Origin of the sequence: Enteroscipio rubneri, from assembly GCF_963929405.1 — a bacterium.
In the GTDB taxonomy this organism is placed as follows: Bacteria; Actinomycetota; Coriobacteriia; order Coriobacteriales; family Eggerthellaceae; genus Enteroscipio; species Enteroscipio rubneri.
The window spans coordinates 364,039-385,375 of the sequence record NZ_CAWVIN010000002.1; the positions used below are offsets into that span (position 1 = coordinate 364,039).

At 62.7% G+C, this 21,337-nt stretch carries 20 protein-coding genes and 1 tRNA gene; 16 read left to right on the forward strand and 5 right to left on the reverse strand.

Features of this window, described 5'->3' with window-relative positions:
• The first annotated feature begins 98 nt into the window (after positions 1–98).
• The 8 genes from ABGT83_RS04935 to ABGT83_RS04970 all read left to right on the forward strand — a co-directional run bounded on the left by ABGT83_RS04935 (position 99) and on the right by ABGT83_RS04970 (position 6,436).
• Entirely contained in the window at positions 99–515 is a 417-nt protein-coding gene (locus ABGT83_RS04935; protein WP_346686248.1) for a hypothetical protein, read from the forward strand.
• A 27-nt stretch (positions 516–542) separates the two neighbouring features.
• Positions 543–1,613 carry a histone-lysine N-methyltransferase gene (locus ABGT83_RS04940; protein WP_346686249.1) on the forward strand — a complete coding sequence of 357 codons (1,071 nt, stop codon included), beginning with the start codon at positions 543–545 and terminating at the stop codon, positions 1,611–1,613.
• A gap of 53 nt (positions 1,614–1,666) precedes the next feature.
• Positions 1,667–2,356 (forward strand): ABC transporter ATP-binding protein, encoded by a 690-nt coding sequence (locus tag ABGT83_RS04945; protein WP_346686250.1) that lies wholly within the window; start codon positions 1,667–1,669, stop codon positions 2,354–2,356.
• Entirely contained in the window at positions 2,353–3,156 is an 804-nt protein-coding gene (locus ABGT83_RS04950; RefSeq protein WP_346686252.1) for an ABC transporter permease, read from the forward strand. Before ABGT83_RS04945 ends, ABGT83_RS04950 begins: the two co-directional genes overlap by 4 nt.
• A gap of 317 nt (positions 3,157–3,473) precedes the next feature.
• On the forward strand, positions 3,474–4,106 hold the full coding sequence (locus ABGT83_RS04955) for a DAK2 domain-containing protein (protein WP_103265713.1): 633 nt from the start codon (positions 3,474–3,476) through the stop codon (positions 4,104–4,106).
• 73 nt (positions 4,107–4,179) lie between these two features.
• Positions 4,180–5,178 (forward strand): dihydroxyacetone kinase subunit DhaK, encoded by a 999-nt coding sequence (locus tag ABGT83_RS04960; protein WP_346686253.1) that lies wholly within the window; start codon positions 4,180–4,182, stop codon positions 5,176–5,178.
• A gap of 9 nt (positions 5,179–5,187) precedes the next feature.
• The gene (locus tag ABGT83_RS04965; RefSeq protein WP_346686254.1) at positions 5,188–6,039 is read left to right on the forward strand and encodes a class II fructose-bisphosphate aldolase; all 852 of its coding nucleotides are present in this window, start codon (positions 5,188–5,190) and stop codon (positions 6,037–6,039) included.
• 73 nt (positions 6,040–6,112) lie between these two features.
• Positions 6,113–6,436, forward strand: a complete 324-nt coding sequence (locus ABGT83_RS04970; RefSeq protein ID WP_346686255.1) for a VOC family protein — start codon at positions 6,113–6,115, stop codon at positions 6,434–6,436.
• 289 nt (positions 6,437–6,725) lie between these two features.
• Here ABGT83_RS04970 and ABGT83_RS04975 read toward each other — a convergent pair whose 3' ends face one another.
• The gene (locus tag ABGT83_RS04975; RefSeq protein ID WP_239926629.1) at positions 6,726–7,139 is read right to left on the reverse strand and encodes a YbaN family protein; all 414 of its coding nucleotides are present in this window, start codon (positions 7,137–7,139) and stop codon (positions 6,726–6,728) included.
• A 463-nt stretch (positions 7,140–7,602) separates the two neighbouring features.
• Here ABGT83_RS04975 and ABGT83_RS04980 point away from each other — a divergent pair, with 463 nt between their 5' ends.
• The 4 genes from ABGT83_RS04980 to rplT all read left to right on the forward strand — a co-directional run bounded on the left by ABGT83_RS04980 (position 7,603) and on the right by rplT (position 10,021).
• The gene (locus tag ABGT83_RS04980) at positions 7,603–8,541 is read left to right on the forward strand and encodes a hypothetical protein (protein ID WP_346686257.1); all 939 of its coding nucleotides are present in this window, start codon (positions 7,603–7,605) and stop codon (positions 8,539–8,541) included.
• Between the two features lie 299 nt (positions 8,542–8,840).
• Positions 8,841–9,458: a translation initiation factor IF-3 gene (gene infC / locus ABGT83_RS04985; protein WP_346686259.1), complete on the forward strand. Its 618-nt coding sequence runs from the start codon at positions 8,841–8,843 to the stop codon at positions 9,456–9,458.
• A complete protein-coding gene (gene rpmI, locus ABGT83_RS04990) occupies positions 9,451–9,648 on the forward strand; it encodes a 50S ribosomal protein L35 (RefSeq protein WP_103265719.1) in 198 nt (65 codons plus the stop codon). The genes infC and rpmI overlap by 8 nt, the downstream gene beginning before the upstream one ends.
• Positions 9,649–9,667: 19 nt before the next feature.
• A complete protein-coding gene (gene rplT, locus ABGT83_RS04995; RefSeq protein WP_103265720.1) occupies positions 9,668–10,021 on the forward strand; it encodes a 50S ribosomal protein L20 in 354 nt (117 codons plus the stop codon).
• A 239-nt stretch (positions 10,022–10,260) separates the two neighbouring features.
• Here the strand turns inward: rplT and ABGT83_RS05000 are convergent, their stop codons facing one another.
• A complete protein-coding gene (locus ABGT83_RS05000; protein WP_103265721.1) occupies positions 10,261–10,626 on the reverse strand; it encodes a NifB/NifX family molybdenum-iron cluster-binding protein in 366 nt (121 codons plus the stop codon).
• Positions 10,627–10,928: 302 nt separating this feature from the next.
• Between ABGT83_RS05000 and ABGT83_RS05005 the strand changes: the two genes are divergently transcribed.
• The 3 genes from ABGT83_RS05005 to ABGT83_RS05015 all read left to right on the forward strand — a co-directional run bounded on the left by ABGT83_RS05005 (position 10,929) and on the right by ABGT83_RS05015 (position 14,587).
• Positions 10,929–13,868 (forward strand): FAD-dependent oxidoreductase, encoded by a 2,940-nt coding sequence (locus tag ABGT83_RS05005; protein WP_346686262.1) that lies wholly within the window; start codon positions 10,929–10,931, stop codon positions 13,866–13,868.
• Positions 13,868–14,239: a DUF1667 domain-containing protein gene (locus ABGT83_RS05010; RefSeq protein WP_346686263.1), complete on the forward strand. Its 372-nt coding sequence runs from the start codon at positions 13,868–13,870 to the stop codon at positions 14,237–14,239. Before ABGT83_RS05005 ends, ABGT83_RS05010 begins: the two co-directional genes overlap by 1 nt.
• 96 nt (positions 14,240–14,335) lie before the next feature.
• The gene (locus ABGT83_RS05015) at positions 14,336–14,587 is read left to right on the forward strand and encodes a hypothetical protein (RefSeq protein WP_103265724.1); all 252 of its coding nucleotides are present in this window, start codon (positions 14,336–14,338) and stop codon (positions 14,585–14,587) included.
• A gap of 252 nt (positions 14,588–14,839) precedes the next feature.
• Here the strand turns inward: ABGT83_RS05015 and ABGT83_RS05020 are convergent, their stop codons facing one another.
• The 3 genes from ABGT83_RS05020 to ABGT83_RS05030 form a co-directional block, all read right to left on the reverse strand.
• On the reverse strand, positions 14,840–16,333 hold the full coding sequence (locus tag ABGT83_RS05020; RefSeq protein WP_103265725.1) for a DEAD/DEAH box helicase: 1,494 nt from the start codon (positions 16,331–16,333) through the stop codon (positions 14,840–14,842).
• Between the two features lie 209 nt (positions 16,334–16,542).
• Positions 16,543–18,078 (reverse strand): glycosyltransferase, encoded by a 1,536-nt coding sequence (locus tag ABGT83_RS05025; RefSeq protein WP_346686265.1) that lies wholly within the window; start codon positions 18,076–18,078, stop codon positions 16,543–16,545.
• 159 nt (positions 18,079–18,237) lie between these two features.
• Positions 18,238–18,312 (reverse strand) — tRNA-Glu (locus ABGT83_RS05030).
• Between the two features lie 127 nt (positions 18,313–18,439).
• Between ABGT83_RS05030 and ABGT83_RS05035 the strand changes: the two genes are divergently transcribed.
• Positions 18,440–21,337, forward strand: a complete 2,898-nt coding sequence (locus ABGT83_RS05035; RefSeq protein WP_346686267.1) for a PD-(D/E)XK nuclease family protein — start codon at positions 18,440–18,442, stop codon at positions 21,335–21,337.

The following is a 21,337-nucleotide window of genomic DNA, read 5'->3' on the forward strand; positions in this document are numbered from 1 at the left end:
GGCAGGATGCCTGCATTCTGCAATGGATATTATCTGGACGAAGGCGCCTGCACCAGTGCAGTCCCGTATAATCGCTGATGATGCGAAAGGACGATCCCGTGAGTCTTGATCGAACCAGGTTCTCCCGTATAACCGTGACGAGCGACGAAGACGACGATGTTGTCATCCATGCGGGCGCGCGCGCCGAATCGACGCTGCCGGCAACGGAGGACGATGATGCGCGCTGCGGCGAAGCGATCGGCGGCGATATGGCAGGAGGCGACACGTCTTCTGACGTTCCGGCTGCCGAGGAGCAGACGAAACGGACGGTTGCCGCGGATGCGCCGAAGGAACACGACTCGTCTTCGGATCGCCCCGTGCGCAAAACCGAGTTTGTCGGGTCTGATGCGAGCTCTCATAAGACGACCGCCGACGACCTCGAGCTGGCGCCCATGTCGCTCATGCAGAAGATCATCATTATTCTTGCGGGCCTCGCTGTGGTTGCAATCGTCGTGTATATCGCGCTCATGCGCTAGCACCGCCCATGTCAGGAAGGTACAACGATGGCCAAGCACATCAAACATGCATCTGATGAAACCCCCGCCGATCTTTCCGGCGCGAGCGATGCCGATGAGCGTATCGGTCTGACCGAGGCATTCGCGCCTGTGTCCGACAGCGACGGTTCGCATGCGGGCGGGTTCAGCTACCGCGGCGACAGCGACGATGAATACCCCGATGCGCTTGACAGTCTCGAGCCGCAGGATCCTCCCGCCGTGGTGTTCGATGGCTCCGAGCCAGTGGTGCCGGATGAGCCTGCTGGCAAGCACGGCAGGCAGCGCAAGGACAACGTGCCGCCTTATCAGCGTAAGTCCCGCCGTATGCGCAGGATACTCATTGCTGTAATCGTATTGTTGGTCCTGCTTTTGGGCGCGCTCGGCTTTTTTGCCTGGCAATGGTTCAATCAGAGCCAACTTGTCGCAGCGCAGCAGGCGCAGGAGCAGAAGAGCGTTCAGGATGTCGATGCGCTGGCGAAAGACGGCACGTCTGACGCGGACACCGCCACAACGAAAACGACCGACGTACCCGATCTGGTCGCACTGCTGGGCAGGACGCAGGAGGAGGCGGTTGCGGCTCTGCAGCGCGGCGCCACGGTCACGAGCACACGCGAGGTCAACGAGGAGGGCAATCCCATCAAGACGAGTGTGACGGTGGCGCTATCAGGCGAGCCATCCGACACGCGTTCGGGAACGCCGACGGTTTACCTCGGCCTGGGAGAGGATGGCGCGATCGTGCAAGCAGGTTACTCGGCCGCCACGGCATCGCTCGGCTACGGATCTCTCAGCTTCGTTGACGCGGTAGAAAATGATCGCATCATCGAAAAGACGTTGCAGGAAGCCGGCATCGCCGTGTCTGAAAACACAGTCGAGCTTCCCGAGGATCGCTCCGGGTACTCCACGTATGCCTCCGATGGCACGACATTGGTGAAAGAGTCATGCTCGTTCAATGGCACTGCCGACATCGACGGAGCTGTGCACGAATGGTCGTCGGTATTGCTCTACGACTACACCACGGCCAATGCCTCCGGCAATCTTGCCGACACGATCCGCACAATTTACGTCTACATCAACGCATAGGCTTCAGCGCTCGGTCGAGAGCACGTTGCCTCGACCGGTGCTACCATGTACGCATGAGCCTGTTCCATGCTGAGCATATCACCTTGTCCTACCGTTGCGGCGGCGAAGCCGTGACGCTTTTGCACGATGAGTCGTTCGCGCTCGAGGCCGGGTCCGTCTACGATCTGGTGGGGCCTTCAGGAGTGGGGAAGTCGACGCTTCTGCGCGCATGCGCGCTCATGATGGAGCGCGATACGGGTGAGCTGTACCTCGATGGGCATCCCTCCTCGGGCTTTCAACCGGCTGCATGGCGTCGCGAGGTGTGCCTCGTGCCGCAGCAGGCGTCGCTTGTGGCGGGCACGGTGCGCGATAATCTGGTGCTCCCATGGAAGCTCAAGGTGAATGCCGAAATGAGCTCTCCCTCTGATGACGAGCTCGCGTGCCTGCTGGAGGCGGCGGATCTCTCCGAGGTGGGGCTCGCGCGCGACGTATCGCGGCTTTCGGGCGGCCAGGCCGCGCGTGTCGCCCTCCTGCGCGCCTTCGCTACGCGGCCGCACGTGCTTTTGCTCGACGAGGTGGATGCTGCGCTTGACGACGACTCCGCGCTCGCGGTGGGCCGCCTCGTGCATAGCTTCATGAATGCGCGCACGACCTGCCTGCGCATCCGCCACCGCGCCTCGGATGGCTTCGCGTCCGGCACGTTTGCGCTCTCGGACGGCGTGCTCTCCTTTGCGTCCGCGGCTGAGGACGGGGCGATCCTGTGACCGAAAGCGTGGTGGACATCGGCTACATCGAGCTGTTCGCGGCGAGCGCGCTCATGTTGGTAGCAGGTCTTGTATCGTGGAAGCTGGAGCTGGGGCAGACACGGCGCATCGTCGTGTCGTCGGTGCGTTGCTTCGTGCAGCTTTTGGCTGCGGGCTTCCTGCTTACGTACTTGTTCGAATTCCAGACATGGTGGCTTGTGCTGCTCGTGCTGGCAGCCATGGTCATCGCCGCCACGCAGATCGCTACCGCGCGCGTGAAGAACCGCGTCCCCGGACTCTCGGGCGCCGTGTTCGTGTCGCTCTTCGTATCGTCTTTCGCCGTCGGGTTCATCGTGGTGGAGGGCATCGTGCATGCCGAGCCATGGTACAGCGCTCGCCAGCTCGTGCCTATCATCGGCATGATCATGGGAAACGCTATGGCGGCCGTAGCCGTGGCCATCGACCGGCTGTTCGCGGATATGGATGCCCGCGCCTCCGAGATGTTCTCGCTTGTGGCGCTGGGGGCGACGCCGAGCGAAGCGGCCGCCCCTTCGCTCAAGGCAGCCATCGGGGCGGGCATGACGCCGATTCTGGCGAACATGTCGGCAGCGGGCATCGTGACCTTTCCCGGCATGATGACCGGACAGCTGCTTGCGGGGGCTGACCCGGTGGCTGCGGCGAAGTACCAGATCGTGGTCATGCTCATGCTTTCGGCCGCCAACACTATCGCCATCGTTGCGGCTGTCTACCTCACCTATCGTAGGCGCTTCTCGTCCGATGGGTACTATCTGGACAAGGGCATTCGCGCAGACAACCCGTGAAGGCGCGGATAAGGCGGCAGGAGCATCCGTTACCGCAAGGCACGAACCTTTTTATCTCTATGGCATCCGACAGAATGCCGACATCGCAGCTGTCTGCGATGTCCGGTTCTCAACAGGACGGAGGGCTTGTGAATCGAGGTGCGCCGTCTTCAATTCCCCCGATAACGGGCACCACAGCCGCTCCTGCAGCCGAGCGACGTCGATTCGCATGGCTTTCCCGCGCCTCCCCGAGCGCGGCGGCATCGGTTCTCCCATTGACCTTACCGAACGTTGCGGGTAGAGTTGACCTCGACGATTACCGACAGGAAGGGGATGCCATGATCGATCGGGGCACGTGCAAGGCCATGCTGCGCGAAGGCGCGCGGCTCATGCTGGAGCATGCCGAGCGCTTAAGCGACATCGACTCGAAGTTCGGCGACGGCGATCACGGCATCACCATCACGAAGATTGCCAAGCTCGTGAACGAGCGCGTCGAGCAGTGGGACGACGCCTCCGTCAAAGACTTCCTCGACGATCTAGGCATGGACGTGATGGCCGTGCGCGGCGGCTCCGCGGGCCCGCTGTACGGCACGCTCGTCGGCGGCTTGGGCGCCCGGCTCGGCGACGACGAGAACGAGCTTTCCGCCGACGCCGCGCGCCGCATGTTCGCCGGCTGCCTGGCCGAGATGCAGGATATCACGAACGCGCAGGTGGGCGACAAGACCATGATGGACGCCCTGATCCCCGCCGTGGAAGCCGCGCAGACGTGCCCCGCCGCGGACGACGATGCGGCGGCCGTGTTCGCCGCAGCGGCCGAGGCGGCCGAGGTGGGAGCGCGGGCCTCCGAGGGCTTCGCGTCGAAGTTCGGCCGCGCGCGCAGCTACGGCGATCAGACCATCGGCACGCCCGACGCGGGCGCCGTGTCCACCTCGCTGTTCTTGCGGGGGCTGGCGCAGGGCGCCGCGCACTAGAGGGGAACCCGGCCTGCCGCAGCGTGCGGCGGGCCTTTCTTTTCCGGCTGTCAAACGACTGAGGAGGAGCACCATGCAGATGAAGAAGTTCATCAACGACCCCGACAACCTCACGACGGAGCTGCTCGAGGGCCTGGCCCTGGCGAACCCCGACATCCTCGAGCTCGGCGAGGACAACATGGTCATCAACAAGAAGCTCAGCCGTGCCGACCGCGTGACCATCGTGACGCAAGGCGGCAGCGGCCACGAGCCGGCCATCGAGGGCTTCGTGGGCGAGGGCATGGTGGACATCGACGTGGTGGGCGACATCTTCGCCGCGCCCGGCCCGCAGGCCTGCGTCGACGCCATCAAGCTGGCCGACAAGGGCAAGGGCGTGCTCTACATCGTGCTCAACCACGCCGGCGACATGCTGACGGGCAACATGACCATGAAGCAGTGCAAGAAGCAGGGCCTCAACGTGGTCAAGGTGGTCACGCAGGAGGACGTGTCGAACGCTCCGCGCGAAAACGCCGACGACCGCCGCGGCCTCGTGGGCTGCATCCCCACGTACAAGATCGCCGGCGCCGCGGCCGCCGAGGGCAGAAGCCTCGAGGAGGTGGCGGCCATCGCGCAGCGCTTCGCCGACAACATGGCGACGCTGGCCGTGGCCGTGCGCGGCGCCACCCATCCGCAGACGGGCACGCTGCTGGCCGAGCTCGGCGACGACGAGATGGAAATCGGCATGGGACAGCACGGCGAGGAGGGCGGCGGCCGCCAGCCCATGAAGTCCGCCGACGAGACGGCCGCCATCATGGTGAACGCGCTCGTGAAGGACATCGGCATCGAGCCGGGCGAGAAGGTCATGCTCATCGTCAACGGCTCGGGCGCTACCACGCTCATGGAGCAGCTCATCGTGTACCGCGCCGCGGTCAAGGAGCTGGCGAAGCAGGACATCGAAGTGGTGGCGAATTTCGTGGGCGAGATGCTGACTGTGCAGGAGCAGGCTGGGTTCCAGATGTTCATGGCGCGCATGGACGACGAGCTGCTGCGCCTGTGGAACGCGCCGTGCACCACGCCGTACCTCAAGAAGTAGGGTGGCGCCATGCTCGTTTCAATGAAAACCGTCCTCGCCTGGGCGGAAGAGAACGGTTGCGCGGCCGCCGCCTTCGACACGCCGAACCTCGAGCTGTTGCTCGCCGCCATCGGCGCGGCCGAGGAGCGCGACGAGCCGGTCATCATCCAACATGCGCAGCTGCACGAAGAGGAGACGTCCATCGACGTGATCGGCCCCATCATGGTGGCGCGCGCCGAGGCCTCACGCGTGCCCGTGTGCGTGATGCTCGACCACGGCGAGGACGTGGGCTACGTGCGCCGCGCCCTCGAGCTGGGGTTCTCGGCCGTCATGATCGACGGTTCGCAGCTGCCCTACGAGGAGAACGTGGCGCTGACGCGCGCGGCGGTGGAGCTGGCCCACGAGTACGGCGCCGACGTGGAGGCCGAGATCGGCTTCACCACGGGCCACGAGGGGCTCGAGAACGCCGACGACGACCGGGAGAACGTGTACACCGATCCCGACGAAGCCGCGCGCTTCGTGGCCGACACGGGCATCGACGCGCTCGCGGCCAGCGTGGGCACGGTGCACGGCTTCTACAAGGCGGCGCCGAACCTCGATTTCAAGCTGATCGAGGAGCTGCGCATCCGCTGCGGCGTGCCGCTCGTCATGCACGGCGGCAGCGGTCTTACGTGCGAGGACACGCGGGCGGCCATCCGCGCCGGCATCCGCAAGATCAACTACTTCAGCTACATGAGCAACGCGGGCGTGCGCGCCGTCGAGGCGCTCATCGCCCAAGAGCATCCGAAGTACTTCCACGCGCTGGCCAACGCGGCGACCGCCGCCATGCAGGCCGACGCGGAAGCCGCCATGGACATGTTCAGTATGGTTCCGTCGGCCTGACGGCCGACGGAACGGGCACCACGGCCAGCCTCGCTGACTTACTACGCCAACCTGGAGACGAGAGGAGATCGGCATGACCGCAAACTATATGCACATTGGCATCCCCATCACGGAGAAGAAGCCGAACATGACTTACAACGAGGCCATGAAGTTCTGGGTGTCGAACGTCGACGACTACGATTACAAGGTGGAGTACCTCAAATTCGAGGAGGGCACGCCCTTCCCCGAGGAGCTGCACCGCCGTTGGCACGTGGCCTACGCGGTGGACGACCTCGACCGGTACGCCGACGATGCCGACCGCATCATCTGCGGGCCCATGGACGCCGGCCCCGGCGTGCGCCTCGCCTTTGTCGAGAAGGACGGCGCCGTCATCGAACTCTACGAGGATAAGAACTAACGTCGCGGTCCGATGCTGGTGGAAGCGCGCGCTCGGCATTGCCGGGCGCGCGCTTCATTGTGTCGAGGGCTCGCATACAGCGTCTCATGCGGATTGCTGCAAGTTCGAGCCGTTTTCGCTATCCCCGATCAGCTATAAAACAACGTTGAAAAGCGCTGATCCGGCATTTTCTCGAAGCCATGACGAAGCGGTGGCATATTGATGCCGTAAGGCTCGCAAAACGGCGAGAACTTTCCAACATTTCCGTGAGACGTCCATCATGTGAGCGCTCTCTCTCGTGCGGTGCTCCCTAGCCTTCCTCTTTGGCGCGACGGACTAGCTGCACGCGCTCGGGCGAGATGGTGGGGATGCGCACGAGCATGAGGTAGAGCAGAAACACCGACACAGTTCCCAGCACGAACCACACGATAGGATTCTGCACGAACCATGCGGACAATCCCATAACAGTGAACGACACGGCCAGGATGCGCGCCTTCGTGCCGATCGGGATGCCGCCGGCTTCCTTGAACGCGGCGACGTACGTGCGGTACACCCGCGTCGACACGATCCAAGCATGGCAGCGCGGCGAGGACTTCGCGAACAGAAACGTCGCGAGCAGCAGCAGTGGGGTGGTCGGCAGCACCGGCACGAACACGCCGATGCAGCCGAGAATGCAAGCAGCCCAGGCGCTGACGAGCATGAGCAGACGGGCGAAACGGTTCAAGTGCGTCCTTCCATTCGGGAGGGCGAGCGCAACGGCGATAAGCTATCCGGTGCAAAAGTATAGCAAACCCAGTCGTGCTATGCGGCAAGGGAATTTCCTCCACCGTCTTGTGTTGCGGCAAAAAACGGCAGGCGGCGCGAACTGTAACGAGACCTGCGAATCTCCAAATCTCCCTTCGAAGCAACCTCGATATGCCTCAAGGTCGTCTTCAAATTATTTGTTATACAATCATATGAACTGTTTTCAAAAAAAGGTGGTAGGTGTCATGTCGCAAGACTTACAGCCGACATTGAAGAATACTTCTGCTTTACAGGCCAATTCGCACGATACATCGCTCGATCTTTTCAAAGGCGTCTTAGTTGGAGGGATGGTAGCGGCTCACATTGTCCAGTTCTTTCCCTAGGGTGGAACCGTATCTGAGAGTTTTAGTGCGTACATTAACTTGATCACTTTTTCAGGATTCATGTTCGTATTCGGCTGCACCTGTTCAATAGCTTATTTGTTCAAGCGTATTTCGTATTCCCTTCTTGCGAAAAAGCTCCTGAAAGGATTCGTGCGAACAATAATCGCGTTTTATGTTTCTGGAATCGCCTTTACTATTCTTGTCGCTGAGAGGTGGTCGGCAACTAGCATCATTGAAATTCTGACCTTGCAGAATATCCCCGGATATTCGGAGTTTTTATTGAGCTTTGCATTCATCTTTCCGCTGCTTTTTGTGATGAAGCCTTTTGCTGAAAAGCTGAATGGCGTGATATGCGCCATCGTTGTAGTCTTGAGTTTGCTATCGTGCAATTTGCAATTCGATACGCATTTTTTGCCTGTGCTCGGTGTATTTTTCGGAGGAAACGCTTTCTTTTGTTTTCCGATCATTTCCTATTTTAGCTACTTTGTTGTCGGCGCATATCTATCAAAAAAGAAAACGTCCCTGAACCGGATCGTGTTGGTTTTTGCAGCCGTTGGGTCAATGATGCTGCTTGCGTATGTGTGGAGGACTGGAGGTATGCCGACCCGGTTTCCTCCGTCAGCGCTTTGGGTGATGGGAGGGTATCTGTTCGTCTATGCCTATTGGTTGATGTGCCGAAACGTGAAGCGTTGGAAGTTGATAAAGATGATCGAGGCAGTTGGATCAAAGAGCCTTCAATACCTTGTCGTAAGCAATGTCGTGATCTTCTCCGTATTCCAAGTATGCTCTCAAGCAGGCGGTTTTGATGTAAGCGGGGCGATGACGTTCGTTTTTTGGCTGGCCGTATTCACTGTATGCATTGTCTGCTCATTTGCCTTTGTCAGATCGTGGGAGAGGTTGAGGATGACAATGAGAAGAGGTATTGGTCGGAAGGAAAGAAAAGGCTCTCATGAGCAAAGCGTTGCTGAGGAAGCGCAATCTTCTGGTATGGAGGGCTGATGCGCCCTTCAAGCGCTGTTCCCCGCTAGAGGAACGATGTTTGGGATGGCGAGCTTGCAAGCTCACGTCCGAGCAATGATGTCTGAAGCATTCGCGTGCGCGCTCGAGCTGCGCGCAAGTTTTTTCTTGCATCTGCGTCACGCCATGCTACAATAAGCAAGTTGTTTACTCAAGCGAGGGGAGACCCTCCACCTGGTTCGGCGCTTCGGCTGCTGATGGGTCGCTCGAATGCTTGGATCGCCTGCGGTCCGGACATGCGAATGTGAGCCCGTCGCTTCTCGGAGTGGCGGGCTTTTCACATGAAGCGCCAAGGCGCGAAGGATTGGGAGGTGAGCGCGATAGCTGCTCAGGAGCCACGGCTCAATGAAGAAATTACGGTTCGGGAATGTCGTTTGATCGGCTTCGACGGCGAGCAGATGGGCATCTACATTACGGCGGAAGCCCAGCGGGTGGCGGACAGCCAGGGGCTTGATCTTGTGGAGATCGCGCCCATGGCCGATCCTCCCGTATGCCGCATCATGGACTACGGCAAGTTCAAGTACGACCAGGCCATCAAAGCCAAGCAGGCTCGCAAGAACCAGAGCAAGGTCGAGACCAAGGAGATGAAGTTCCGTCCGAAAATCGACGTGGGGGACTACACGACCAAGAAGAAGCACGTCATGCGCTTTCTCGACGCGGGCAACAAGGTAAAGATCACCATTATGTTCCGCGGCCGCGAGATGGCGCATCCCGAGCAGGGTCTCACCATTCTGGAGCGCCTTGCTGACGACCTGAAGGAAACGGCGGTTATCGAAAGCCAGCCGAAGATGGAAGGTCGCAACATGCACATGCTTATCGCCCCGCTGCCTGCGGCGGTCTTAGCAAAGAAGAAAAAAGAGAACGAGAAGAAAGAAGAAGGGAACACAGACGATGCCTAAGATGAAGACCCATCGCGGAACCGCCAAGCGCTTCCGCGTGACCGGCTCCGGCAAGATCATGCGCTCGAAGGCTTTCAAAAGCCACATCATGACCAAGAAGAGCCAGAAGCGCAAGCGCAATTTCCGCCATGAGACCGAAGTGGCCAAGGCCGACCAGAAGGTCGTCGCCCGCAACCTCGGTCTTCGCTAATCGATAGGAGAGATCAGAAATGGCCCGTGTCAAGCGCGCAGTCAGCGCCCACAAGAAGCGTCGTACCGTCCTCAAGCGCGCAAAAGGTTACTATGGCGCGAAGTCCCGTTCCTATCGTGCCGCGAAGGAGCAGGTGCAGCATTCGCTGCAGTACATGTACCGTGACCGCCGCAACAAGAAGCGCGAGATCCGCCGCCTGTGGATCACTCGCATCAATGCGGCCGCTCGCCTCAACGGTCTGAGCTACTCCGTATTCATGAACGGCCTTAAGAAGGCCGGCGTGCAGCTTGATCGCAAGGTGCTCTCCGATATGGCCATCAACGATCCCGAGGCGTTTGCCGCCGTCGTGGATGTGGCTAAGAAAGCGCTGTAAGGTTTGAGCCTCTATCGCTCACGAAGAGGCCGGTAGCGTTCGAAGCCTCCTTGCACCGATCCTCGGCCTGCTTTTCGCGCGCTTTTGCTCGCCTGTGGTGCGCTCCGCTGCGAAAAGGACTGGTAGTCGGTGCGAGGAAGTTTCTTGTAAGCGGCGCGAACAACCGGCAGCCTCATATACGAATGACCCCGCAAAAGCGGGGTCTTTCGTATATGCAGGAAGCGCAGCCTAATGTAACGTCATGCTTCAGCAAGGTCGAGATCGTCGTTGGGGGACAGATCGTCGTCAAGCATATCAGCGCCCAGAAAGAGGGTGGCAAGGAACCTCTCCACGGCGCGGTTGGTCGGTCCGGATGAGCCGGTAACCACTTCGATGCCGGCGGATTCAAATGCCTCGCGAAACGATGGGTCAAGCACATGCACGATAAAGACGCTGACGCCTATCTGTTTGAACAACTCGGCGGTGAGTTCAGGGGATAAGCAGGGATTGGGAGTGTTCTGGCATTCTCTGATGATGCCGCGCTCCACTGTGTAGCACATATAGCTCTCGCATCGGTTGCCATGCAGCGATACATCCAGACCGTCGCTGGCCACCGCAATTCTCATAGCACTCCCTTCCTTCGTTCATCGACTCACACCTTACCTTGTTCTACGATGTTCATGGACGCTCTTTCGCCCAGCGGGGATAAAAGACGAGCCGAACGACAAAGCACGGATTCGCTGCGTTCCGGCATGCAGCGCTTCCGTTGCGTGGCTGAGTGGTCGTACGGGTGCGCGAGGTACCTGAGTCGAAATCGCGTTGTCGTGCGGAGGCACGAGGATTGCATGCGTCCGATCGAATTTCAGCGGGATTCGCGGTTTGCATGACAGGCCTTTCGCTTACCGCTTGCGTATAGTAAGCTGTCTCCATGGATATCGAACTTCCTTTGCGAGCAGATGTGGTCGTGGTCGGTGCGGGCGTTGCCGGTTCGGCGACGGCGCGGGAGCTTGCCCGATGGCGGCTTTCTGTAACAGTGCTCGAAGCGGGCAACGATCTTGCTTGCGGGGCAACGCGCGCAAACTCGGCGATCGTGCACGCTGGCTACGATCCGCTTCCCGGGTCGCTGAAAGCTCGGTTCAACGCGCAGGGATCCGAATTGTTTCCCCGGTGGGCTGACGAGCTGGGATTCTCATATCGCAGGAATGGCTCGATGGTCCTCGCTTTCTCTGAAAGCGAGCTTGCCGGTGTGCGGCGACTCGTTGATCGGGCTCAGGCGAACGGCATTCGCGGCGTTCGCCTGCTGGACGAAGCCGGTGTTCGCTGTCTCGAGCCTGCGACGGGACCGGGGGTGAGCGGTGCATTGGCGGCCGAAACGGGAGCGATATGCGATCCGTACGAGGTTGCGCTGCGTGCGGCCGAGCAGGCGTCTCTGCATGGGGCGACGTTCCGTTTCAACGAGCGGGTCGTGCTAATCCAGCATCTGGATGCGGCCGCCGCTGCCGCCCTCGACGAGGACGGGGATCCGCAGGGCCCGCTGGGTGGCCGGCGCAGACCGTTGCGCTATCTTCTGGAAACATCGGCGGGCGTGCGCTACGCGGCGCGGGCCGTGGTAAATGCGGCGGGCGTCTTCGCCGACGAGCTCAACAACGCCGTGAGCGAGCAGAAGCTGCATGTTGTCCCGCGGCGCGGAGAGTACTGCCTCTACGACGTCGACTTCGGCGGCATGTTCGAGCATACGATGTTCCAGGCGCCATCTGTGGCTGGCAAGGGGGTGCTCGTGACGCCGACCGTGCACGGGAATCTCCTTGTGGGGCCCAATGCCGTGGAGCAGGTAAGCAAAGACGATCTGTCCACCAGCATCGACGGCCTTCATGATGTCCTCGAGCGGGCGCGCGCAACTTGGCCCGGAGCGGGCGGTTCCGGCATAATCGCGAACTTCGCGGGGTTGCGAGCGGCCAATGCCGACGGAAGCGACTTCGTCATTGGCGAACCCGGCGATGCCCCCGGCTTCTTCAACATCGCCTGCTTCGATTCACCGGGGCTCTCGTCGACGCCGGCGGTAGCGCGTTTCGTCGCGTCCGCTATCGCGGAGAGGCTCAATGCGCAGGAGAACCGAGCGTTCGACCCCTGCATGACGCGGATTGTTCCGTTCTCGGAGATCGGCGAGTCTGAGCGCGCATCGCGTATCGCACACGATGCGCGATGGGGGCGGATTGTGTGCCGCTGCTGCGAGGTGACGGAGGCTGAGATCGTCGAAGCGCTTCACGGTCCGCTGCCGGTACATTCGCTCGATGCGCTCAAGTGGCGCACCCGCGCCATGATGGGCCGCTGCCATGCAGGTTTCTGTTCGCCGGAGATAGTGAAAATCGTCGCGCGCGAGCTGGACACGACTCCCGAGCGTATCGACAAGCGTCTGCCTGGTTCGCCAATGGTCGCGTCGTCTCGTTTCGATTATCCCCGGCTCGCGCGCGTCGAGGCGCGAGCGTACCTCGACCGTTCCGCCCGCAATGCTCCATGCAACGCGCCCTTCGACGTTGCGGTCGTTGGCGGTGGGGCCGCGGGGATCGCCGCAGCGCGTGCTGCAGCGGAGCACGGCGCGCGCACGGTGCTCATCGACCGCGAGACACGTCTCGGCGGCATCCTCAAACAATGCGTGCACGACGGTTTCGGCCTCCATCGCTTCGGTGTTGAACTCACTGGTCCCGAGTACGCGAGTCGTGAAGCGGATGCGCTTGCGGCCTCCGACGTCGAGGTGCTACGGGACGCAACGGTCACAGCGCTCGATGTCTCGCGATGCGATCTCTCCGATCCGCTGCTCGTCCATGTGGTCGATGGCTGCGGTGCGCGTGCAATCGCGGCGCGTGCGGCGGTATTGGCGACAGGATCGCGCGAGCGAGGCCTCGGCGCTTTGAACGTGGCCGGTTCCCGTCCCTCCGGCGTATTTTCAGCAGGCAGTGCGCAGAATTTCATGAACCTGCAGGGCTGCCTGCCCGGGCGGCGGGCTGTCGTGCTTGGATCGGGGGATATCGGCCTCATCATGGCACGCAGGATGGTGTCGCAGGGCGCCGAAGTCGTAGGCGTTTACGAGCTTATGTCTCGTCCGTCAGGCTTGCGCCGCAATGTCGTGCAGTGCCTCGAAGACTTCGACATCCCGCTGTATCTCAACCGCACGGTCGTGCGCTTGGAAGGCGAAGGTCGGCTCTCGGCCGTATGCATCGCGCAGGTGGATCCCGAAACGCTGCAGCCTGTGCCCGGCACGGAAGAGCGCGTCGCGTGCGATACGCTGCTCGTGTCCATAGGGCTTCTGCCTGAGAACGAGGTAGCGAAGACGGCGGGCGTGACGCTCGACGGCGTGACGGGCGGTGCGCGTGTGGACAGCCGGCTCTCCACCGATGTACCCGGGGTATTCGCTTGCGGCAACGCATTGCACGTGCACGATTTGGTGGACCACGCTTCGGCCGAGGGAGAGCGTGCCGGCAGCTTCGCCGCCGCGTTCGCGCTTGGCGAAAAGGATGCGCAGCGGAGCGCGACCGTGCCCGTCGAAGCTGGCGCCGGCGTCCGCTACGTCGTGCCGCAGGAGATCGATGTCGCTTCCGGCCAGGGCGAGTCTCTTGCGCTGTCGCTGCGCGTTGCCCAAGCGGTGCGCGAGCCCCGATTTGTCGTGGAAGCCATCGACCAGGTGGGCCGGTGCCGAACGATCAAGCGTGCGAAGACGATGGTTGCCGTGCCGGCCGAAATGGTGCAGATCGGCCTGAGTGCGTCCGACGCGGCCGGAAGCGCCTCCGTTCGCGTGCGGGTGGAGAGCGGCGAAATGGAATCGAATGCACGCGTTCCGCGGGCTGCGCCTCCGCGGGAAGGAGGCGCATAATGCAGATCGCAACCGACATTGCATCGTTTACCTGCATCTGCTGCCCGCTTGGGTGCGAAGTCGAGGTATCGTTCGACGAGCAAGGCGGGGTGGCCGACATCGCCGGTCATTCCTGCAAACGGGGCGCGAAATATGCAGCGAACGAGGCTGTCCGCCCAGAGCGGACGATCACGGCGGTCTTGCCCGTGGCGGGCTGTCTTGAACCTGTCAGCGTGAAGACGGCCGGCGCTGTTCCCAAGGTTCTCGTCCGCGATGGGTTGCGCGCGATCGCAGGGCTTCGGCTGGAAGCGCCCGTGCATGCCGGACAGCGGCTGCTCGGCGACGTATGCGGGACTGGTGTGGACGTCGTTGCTACGAAAAGCGTATTCTGAAGTCTTGGAACACGTTTTATGTTGTATGCGTCGGGACGGCGGAGTAACCGCACACCGCGGTCGCGGGCGTCCGTGCAAGAGAAGGGTAGAACCGTCATGGTCGAGTACGTCGAGGATACGCAAGAGGAGGGCCGCGGCACTCGCCTCGCCGTGACGGCGGGGGTGGCCATTGCCGCCGTGGCGTTGTTGTTCGCCGCGTCGGCCGCTCTATTCTTCCTGATCGCCGAGTTGCTGCAGGGCGAGTGGATGCTGGCCGGCAGCGCGTTCGTGGTGCTGGCGGGTTTGTATGTGCTTGCCAAGCGCTTCATGCGGGTTGCTGCGAACCAGAACAAGAACCCTTTGGGGTAGGCGGCTCGGCATTCGAGCTTGGGGGATCCGCGGCTTAGTTCGGACGCGAGTGCATGGGATTGACGTGCGCGTGCTGGTTCTTGCGACTAACATAAGATTTCGCCTGCAAAGCAGGCATTTCGCCTGTTCGTGAGAGTCCTTCGTTCTGCGGGTCCGCGTAAGCCGCTTCTAACGGCGTGCGCGGACATCGATCTCATGCACGCCGCCGGGCTCTTTGGACGAGCCCGGCGGCGTGTCGTTTCGCCGGGCTTCCTAGCGTCGCTTGCCCTTGGAGCGCTGCTGAGCGAGGGCGGCGCGGTGCGCTCGTCCGGGGCGCAGATCGGAGCCGCCGTGCGGCTTGGAGGTGGCGCGCGGGGCGGCTCCGCTCGACCCTTGTTTGCGCGCCTGCTGGGCGGGACGCGGCCGGTTCGGCTGCGCGCCCTTCGCTCCGGCAGGCTTCTTCGGCGCCTTCCGCTTCGGCGCGGCTCCGCCCTTGGCTGCAGGCTGTTCCGTCGCAGCTTCGCGCGCTTTCGCCTTTTTACGCTCGCGAGCAGCCAGTTCCTTCGCCGCCTGCTTTATTTCGGGGTCGCGTCGCGCCTCGGAGCGCGCTTGGCGCGCTGCCTGCTCGGATGCGGCCTGTTCGAGGTCGAAGGAGGCGACGTCCATTTCGGGGATGGGCCGCTTGATAAGCTTTTCGATATCCCGCAGCGCATCCTCGGTCTCCGGGCTCACGAACGAGACGGCGAACCCTGCTGCGCCGGCGCGTCCCGTACGGCCGATACGGTGGATGTAGTCCTCCGGCTGGGTGGGCAGATCGTAGTTCACGACATAGTCCACCTCTTCGACGTCAATACCTCGTGCGAGCACGTCGGTAGCCACCAGGATGCCGGTTTGGCCGCTTGCGAAGTTATCGAGTGCGCGGCGACGCTGGTTCTGGCTGCGATCAGAATGGATGGCCTCTGCAGAGTACCCCGCACGTTTGAGGCGGCGGCAGGTGGAGTCGGCGCGGCTTCGCGTGCGTGCGAACACGATAACGCGTTCGGCGCCCTTCTCGGCGAGCAGCGCCTTGAGAAGGTCGGGCTTGAGCGTCTGCGGGACGCGAACGATATGCTGCTCTACGGTGTCTGCCGTTTCGCCTTTGTGTGCGATCTCCACGAAGGCCGGATCGTGTAGGAGCCGCCCGACGCTGTTCTTGATGGATGAGTCGATGGTGGCCGAGAACAAGAGCGTCTGGCGCGAGTCGGGGGTGGCGCCGATAATCTTTCTCATAGCCGGCCAGAACCCCATATCGAGCATGCGGTCGGCCTCGTCGAGGACGAGCACCTCCACGTCCCCCAATCTCACCGCTTTTTGTTCCATGAGGTCAACGAGGCGTCCCGGCGTGGCGATGAGGATGTCCACGCCGTGCTTGAGCTTCTTGATTTGCGGTTCGTAGGACAGCCCGCCGACTACGGTGAGGATGCGGTGGTGTGTGGATGCGGCGATGGTCGTGCATACCTCGCCGATCTGCTGGGCGAGTTCGCGCGTGGGTGTGACCACGAGCATAAGGGGTCCCTGGCCGCCTTTGGCATGGTCGAGCCGATCGAGCGAAGGCAGCGAGAAGGCGGCGGTCTTGCCGGTGCCCGTCTTTGCGGCGGCGATGAGATCGCGTCCTTCGAGCGCAAGGGGGATGGCCTGTTCCTGGACGGGTGTGGGCGCTTCGTAGCCCAAACGTGCGACGGCTTGCAGGGCCTCGTCGGACAGGCCGAGTTCGCTGAATTGTTTCATGTTAGTATTCTCTGGTTTCTGTTCGGGTGCGGCGTTTGGCCGCAGATTGCAGGGCGGGTTCGATCCGCCGCCGTGTATCGGAAGATCGAAGGCGCTCCGAACCGACTTCGGAGGAGCGCCGGACGTTCATTATAGGCTTCGTGGTCGGGGTTCTCCGGACTTCTCGCAGAATGAGCAGAACTGGCAGCTCGGTCCGCCCTGTGCTCGCGTCAGCGTATATGGGCGGGCTTGCGGCCCCAATAGAACTGCAGGAAGTGCTTCCTGTAGTGAGCATCGTCGGCCATGGGCGTGCGGGCTAGGCATAGCGTGGCGCGCGCGATATCGAGGGCTGCGTCGGGGCGGCGCAGAAAGCTTCCGTTGACGAGCATGGCATGGACGCTCTCGGGATTTGCGGCGATATGGCGCAGAGCATCCACCAGCTCGCGCGCCGTGGTCACGTGCATCGCGGCGCCCACCGATGTGAGCATGCGCACATTGACCTTCTCTTGGCCATAGGCTTTCCCCAAAAGGATCATCGGCACTTGCGCGCAGAGGCACTCCGTCACGGTGAGGCCTCCCGATTTGCATATGACCAGGTCGCTTGCTGCCATAAGCGCAGCCATCTCGTCCACATAGTCGAGCACGGTAGCGTTTCCAACACCCAGCTCTGCGCATGCTTGGCGCAGGTGACGTGCATATTCGGCATCGCTGCCGGCCACGATGACCACGTGCGTGGAATCATCGAGGCTGTGGAGGTAGGGAAGGGTTCTGTCGATCGCCTCGCGGAAATGCACGTAGGGCCTTGGCAGGTAGGCCCCCGCCAGTGCGAGCACGACGCGCTTGTTCTGCGGCAGGTTCATTTTCTCGCGCGTGGCTCGCTTGTTGTAGCTGCGCCTGAAATCGTCTCGGGTGGGGATGCCGGTGATGAGGATGCGCTCCTCGGGAACACGCCGCGGGCGCAGCGTTTCCGCCATGGATTCGTTTGCGACGCAGAACAGATCTGCCGAACGATGGGGCCAGAGCCCCTCCGTTTCGTAGTCGGTGGGCACGCAGACGATGGGGAAGCGCTGCCCGGTGAGCATGCGCGCCGCCGTGGCCACGTTGGCGGCCGTGATGTGGGTGCATACGATCGCTGCAGGTCGCTTTTCGCGCACATAGTCGGTGAAGGCGGGGTACATGATGCGGTTCCACGCGGTCCCGCCGCCCCATAAAAGGCGGCCGGTGAGAGAGAAGCGCCAGGTGAGGTCGTAGATGGGACGGGTTGCACCGGTGAACAGGGAAGCTGCCTTGTTCCCATCGAACACAATGCGACCGAAGTCGAGCACATCGATGACCTCAACGTCGAAGTCGTGCGGCGTGCATGCGCTTCCCATCGTCTCGCGCGCCTCGTTTTCGGGCGCATGCGACGACAGGGCTGATGCGCACGCTGGGTCGGATGCGGCTGCTCTGTTGATTCCCGTCGCTGCTAGAGAGCTGTCGAGCGTCTCGTCGCTTCCGTCGCGCAACAGCTCGAACGCCTGCGCGACGGCATTCGCCGCGCTGCGATGCCCCGATCCCACCGAGGCGTGCATGACGATGATGAGAGGGCTGGGAGCGTCCGCGCCAAGCAGCACACCGGGCTCGACGGACTCGGGGTGCCCGTCTGGGGACGTCGGAGAATCTTCGCTGCTGCGTGGCGAGCCGCCCTCGGGGGCGGATGAAATGCCGTCGGAGTCGGCACGTGCGCTGTGTGGGTGCTGCGGCAAGGCAGATGCGTCAATATCCATAAGCGGTATCATACCGTAAAGGGAGCCCGTTCAGAAAGAGCCGTGCGTATTCCATGCATCCGGGATTTCTCGGGGTTCGCATGCGCTGGGCTTCGATGCGGGCAAACGGGGTTCGAAAAGAAAAGCCAGGAGCTCTTCCAGCTCCTGGCCTTAGCATGTTGGTGCCCCCAACGAGAATCGAACTCGTGTCTCAGCCTTGAAAGGGCCGCGTCCTAACCTCTAGACTATGGGGACGGGTGCGCTTCTCCGTGAAAAGCAGCCCGTCTATTATTGCAAAGCGTCTGCGCCTTTGCAAGTGGTTTTTCCGTTCTGCCGTTCGCCTTGGCCGGCCGGGCATGCCGAGGCCGGGTACAATGGCGCCATGCCCATAGGACAGCGCATATTCGACAACGCGGATGCGGCGCTTGATGCCGCACAGGAAGTGCTCGCCGAGAGTCTTGCTGCGGGCGGATCGCCAGTGCTTCTGGTCCCCTCGTCTGCTGCTGTCTTGCGCGTTCGCGAAGCGCTCGCTGGCGGGCCCTGCGGGCTCGGGGTGCGTGTGGAAACGCCCGATACGTGGATTGCCGACCGTTGGGAGCTTCTTGGCGACGGGCGTCGCCTGGTGACGTCCGCCGAGCGAAATCTGCTCGTACAGCGCGCGCTGTACGAGGAGGCCTCGGGCGGCGGCGCGATCGTTCCTTCTCCTGGTACCGTTGAGCTTGCATCGACGCTCGCCCGCGATGCGCTGCCGCAGCTGCTCGCCACCGTCCGCGCAGACGATACTCCTTCCGGATTGAGCGAAGCCGAGAGCGCCATGCTCAACGCCCTCGGCCGCTACGCTACGTTGCTTGCTGAACGAGGGATGGCCGAGGCCGCGCAAGCAGCCGCATCGCTGCCGGAGCTCATGGAGGACGTGCCGTTCTTGCTCATGCTCGGGTTCGATGGGGTGCCGTGTGCGATTGAGCAGCTGGTCGAGACGCTGTCTGACCGCACGCCCGCGGAGCGCTTCGATGACGCCTGCCGCTTCCCCCCGCGATCGGCGCCTCGCGCTTCCGAACTCCGGTCTCTGCTCGAAAGGCTGTATGCGCCCGGAGCGCCCGTCGAACCGACCGGCGCCGTTCGCTTCTTGCTGCCTGCGGGCCGCTATGCGGCACCTGCGCTCGTGCTGGGCGCGCTCGAGGTCGCCGTCGCGCGCGAGCGTGAGGAGGCACTCGAGGAAGGCCGATCCCCGCTGTCCGTGGTTGTTGCGGCGCGCGACCCGCGCGCGCTCTTCGACGAGATTGCGCCTGCTCTGCTCGTGCGCGGGATGACATCGGCCGTTGCCGCCCGCCGAGCGTTTGCCGACACCGCGTTCGGCCGCGCTTTCCTCGCATTGCTTGCGGTCGGTTCTGACAATGCGCATGCTGCATCGCGGGCGGCGGACTTTGCCCTCAGCCCGTTCTCTGGCTTGTCGCTGCGTTCGGCGAGCGATCTCGATGCAACGTGGCGGGGCGATCGGTTGGCGGACGCCGCGACCATCCGACGAGACCTAACGGCGGCGAGCGAGGCAGCTGCGGACGCATTTGCGGCATTGGACATCGACGACTTTGAGGCCGCTGTGGCCGCTTTCGAGCGGTCGGCCGCCCGCCTCGATGGCCGCGATCCGGCGTTCCGCTCCGAGCAGCTGGCGGCCATGGGAGCTGCGCGCAGGTTCGCGGCGGCAAGCGCCGGCGCGGGCGTGGCTCCGCTCGAAGCGCTTTCGCACCTGGAGCGCGCATCGGTTCCTGCGCATGCGTGCACCAGCGCAGAGGGGGGATGCGAGGGGGCTCCTGCAGTGCGCTTCATGACGCTCGACGATGCTGCCGAGCTTCCGGCGTGTTCGTGCTCGACCCTGGTCGTGTGCGACCTCGAGGCTAGCTCGTATCCGGTGCGTGCAGCCGAAGACGGCGCTACGCTACTCATGGAAAAGCTCGGCCTCCGCTGTCCTGTCGATGCGCTCGCTGAGAGCCGTCGGCGGTTTTTCCGCGCGCTGTCGGCGCCGCGCGCATGCGTGGTGTGCGAGCGTGCGCTGAACACTTCCGATGCCGACGAGGCCTACCCGGCGGTCATGCTCGAAGAGCTGCTCGACTGCTACCGTTCGGCCGGCGGCGAGATGGATGCGGATGCGCGCGTCGACCGTGCGACGGGGCTGCCCGAACCGCTCGCCTCGTTCGCTCAAACCGCCGGCGAGGAGACGCTCCATGCGAATCTCGTTCTTGCCCCTGCGCACGGCGAATCGCTCACCTGGGACGTACCCGTATCGGGTGCAGTGGATGCGGCAAGCAGAGCGCGCATCGTGCTGCCGCCGCCGAATGCGGCTGCCGATGCAGCACCTACGCTGTCGCCCTCGGCGGTCGAATCGTATCTTGAATGCCCTTACAAATGGTTTGCGCTCAGGCGCCTGCGTACGTCCGAGCCCGACGCTGCATTCGGCCCGAAGGAGAAAGGCAGCTTCTCGCATGCGGTGCTCAAACGCGTCTTTGAGCGCTTCGGCGAAGAGGGCTTCGCGAAGGTGGGCCCGGACAACCTCGAGCGGGCGCGCGCGGTGTTCGGCGAGGTTTTTGACGAGCGCCTGGCAGCTCAGCGTTCACTCAGGCCCAAGGACAATCCGCTCATCGCCCGCACCAAGCTCGAAGAGGCCGAGCTGGACGATTTGCGCCGTAAACTCGCCGCGTTCATCGAACGCGAGCCGCTCTTGCTGCCAGGCTTCGAGCCGGCGCATTTCGAGTTCGACTTCGGCGCATACGAACCCTTCGAGTATGCCGACTGTCTTCTGCGCGGCAGCATCGATCGCATCGATGTGAACGGTTGCGGTCAGGCTGTCGTCATCGACTACAAGGGCTCGCTCTCGTCCGACTACGCCCTCTCCTCGTCTTCGCCGGCTGTGCAGGCAGCGGGCGCCGTTTTACCGAACAAGGTGCAGGCGCTCATGTACGCTCAGGTGGCGCGGCGACTGTTGGGGCTCGATGTCGTTGGCGCGCTGTACGTGTCCTACGCAAAGCCCAAGGTCGCCGGAGCTGTTGACCGAACGGCGCTCGGGGAGCATGCCGTGCCTGGAATTTCCATCGAGGCTTGCGGCGTGCCGGGGCCTGCGGCCGACGCCTTGGGTGCCGAGAGCTTTGGCGGTCTCATCGATCTTGTGGAGGAGCGCGTGGCCTTGGCGGCGCGCAGTCTTCTGGAGGGGCATATCGCTCCTGAACCGCGCGGCGGCAATCCGTGCGGTTACTGCCCGGTGCTCGCCTGCGAGAAAAGGAGCGAGTAG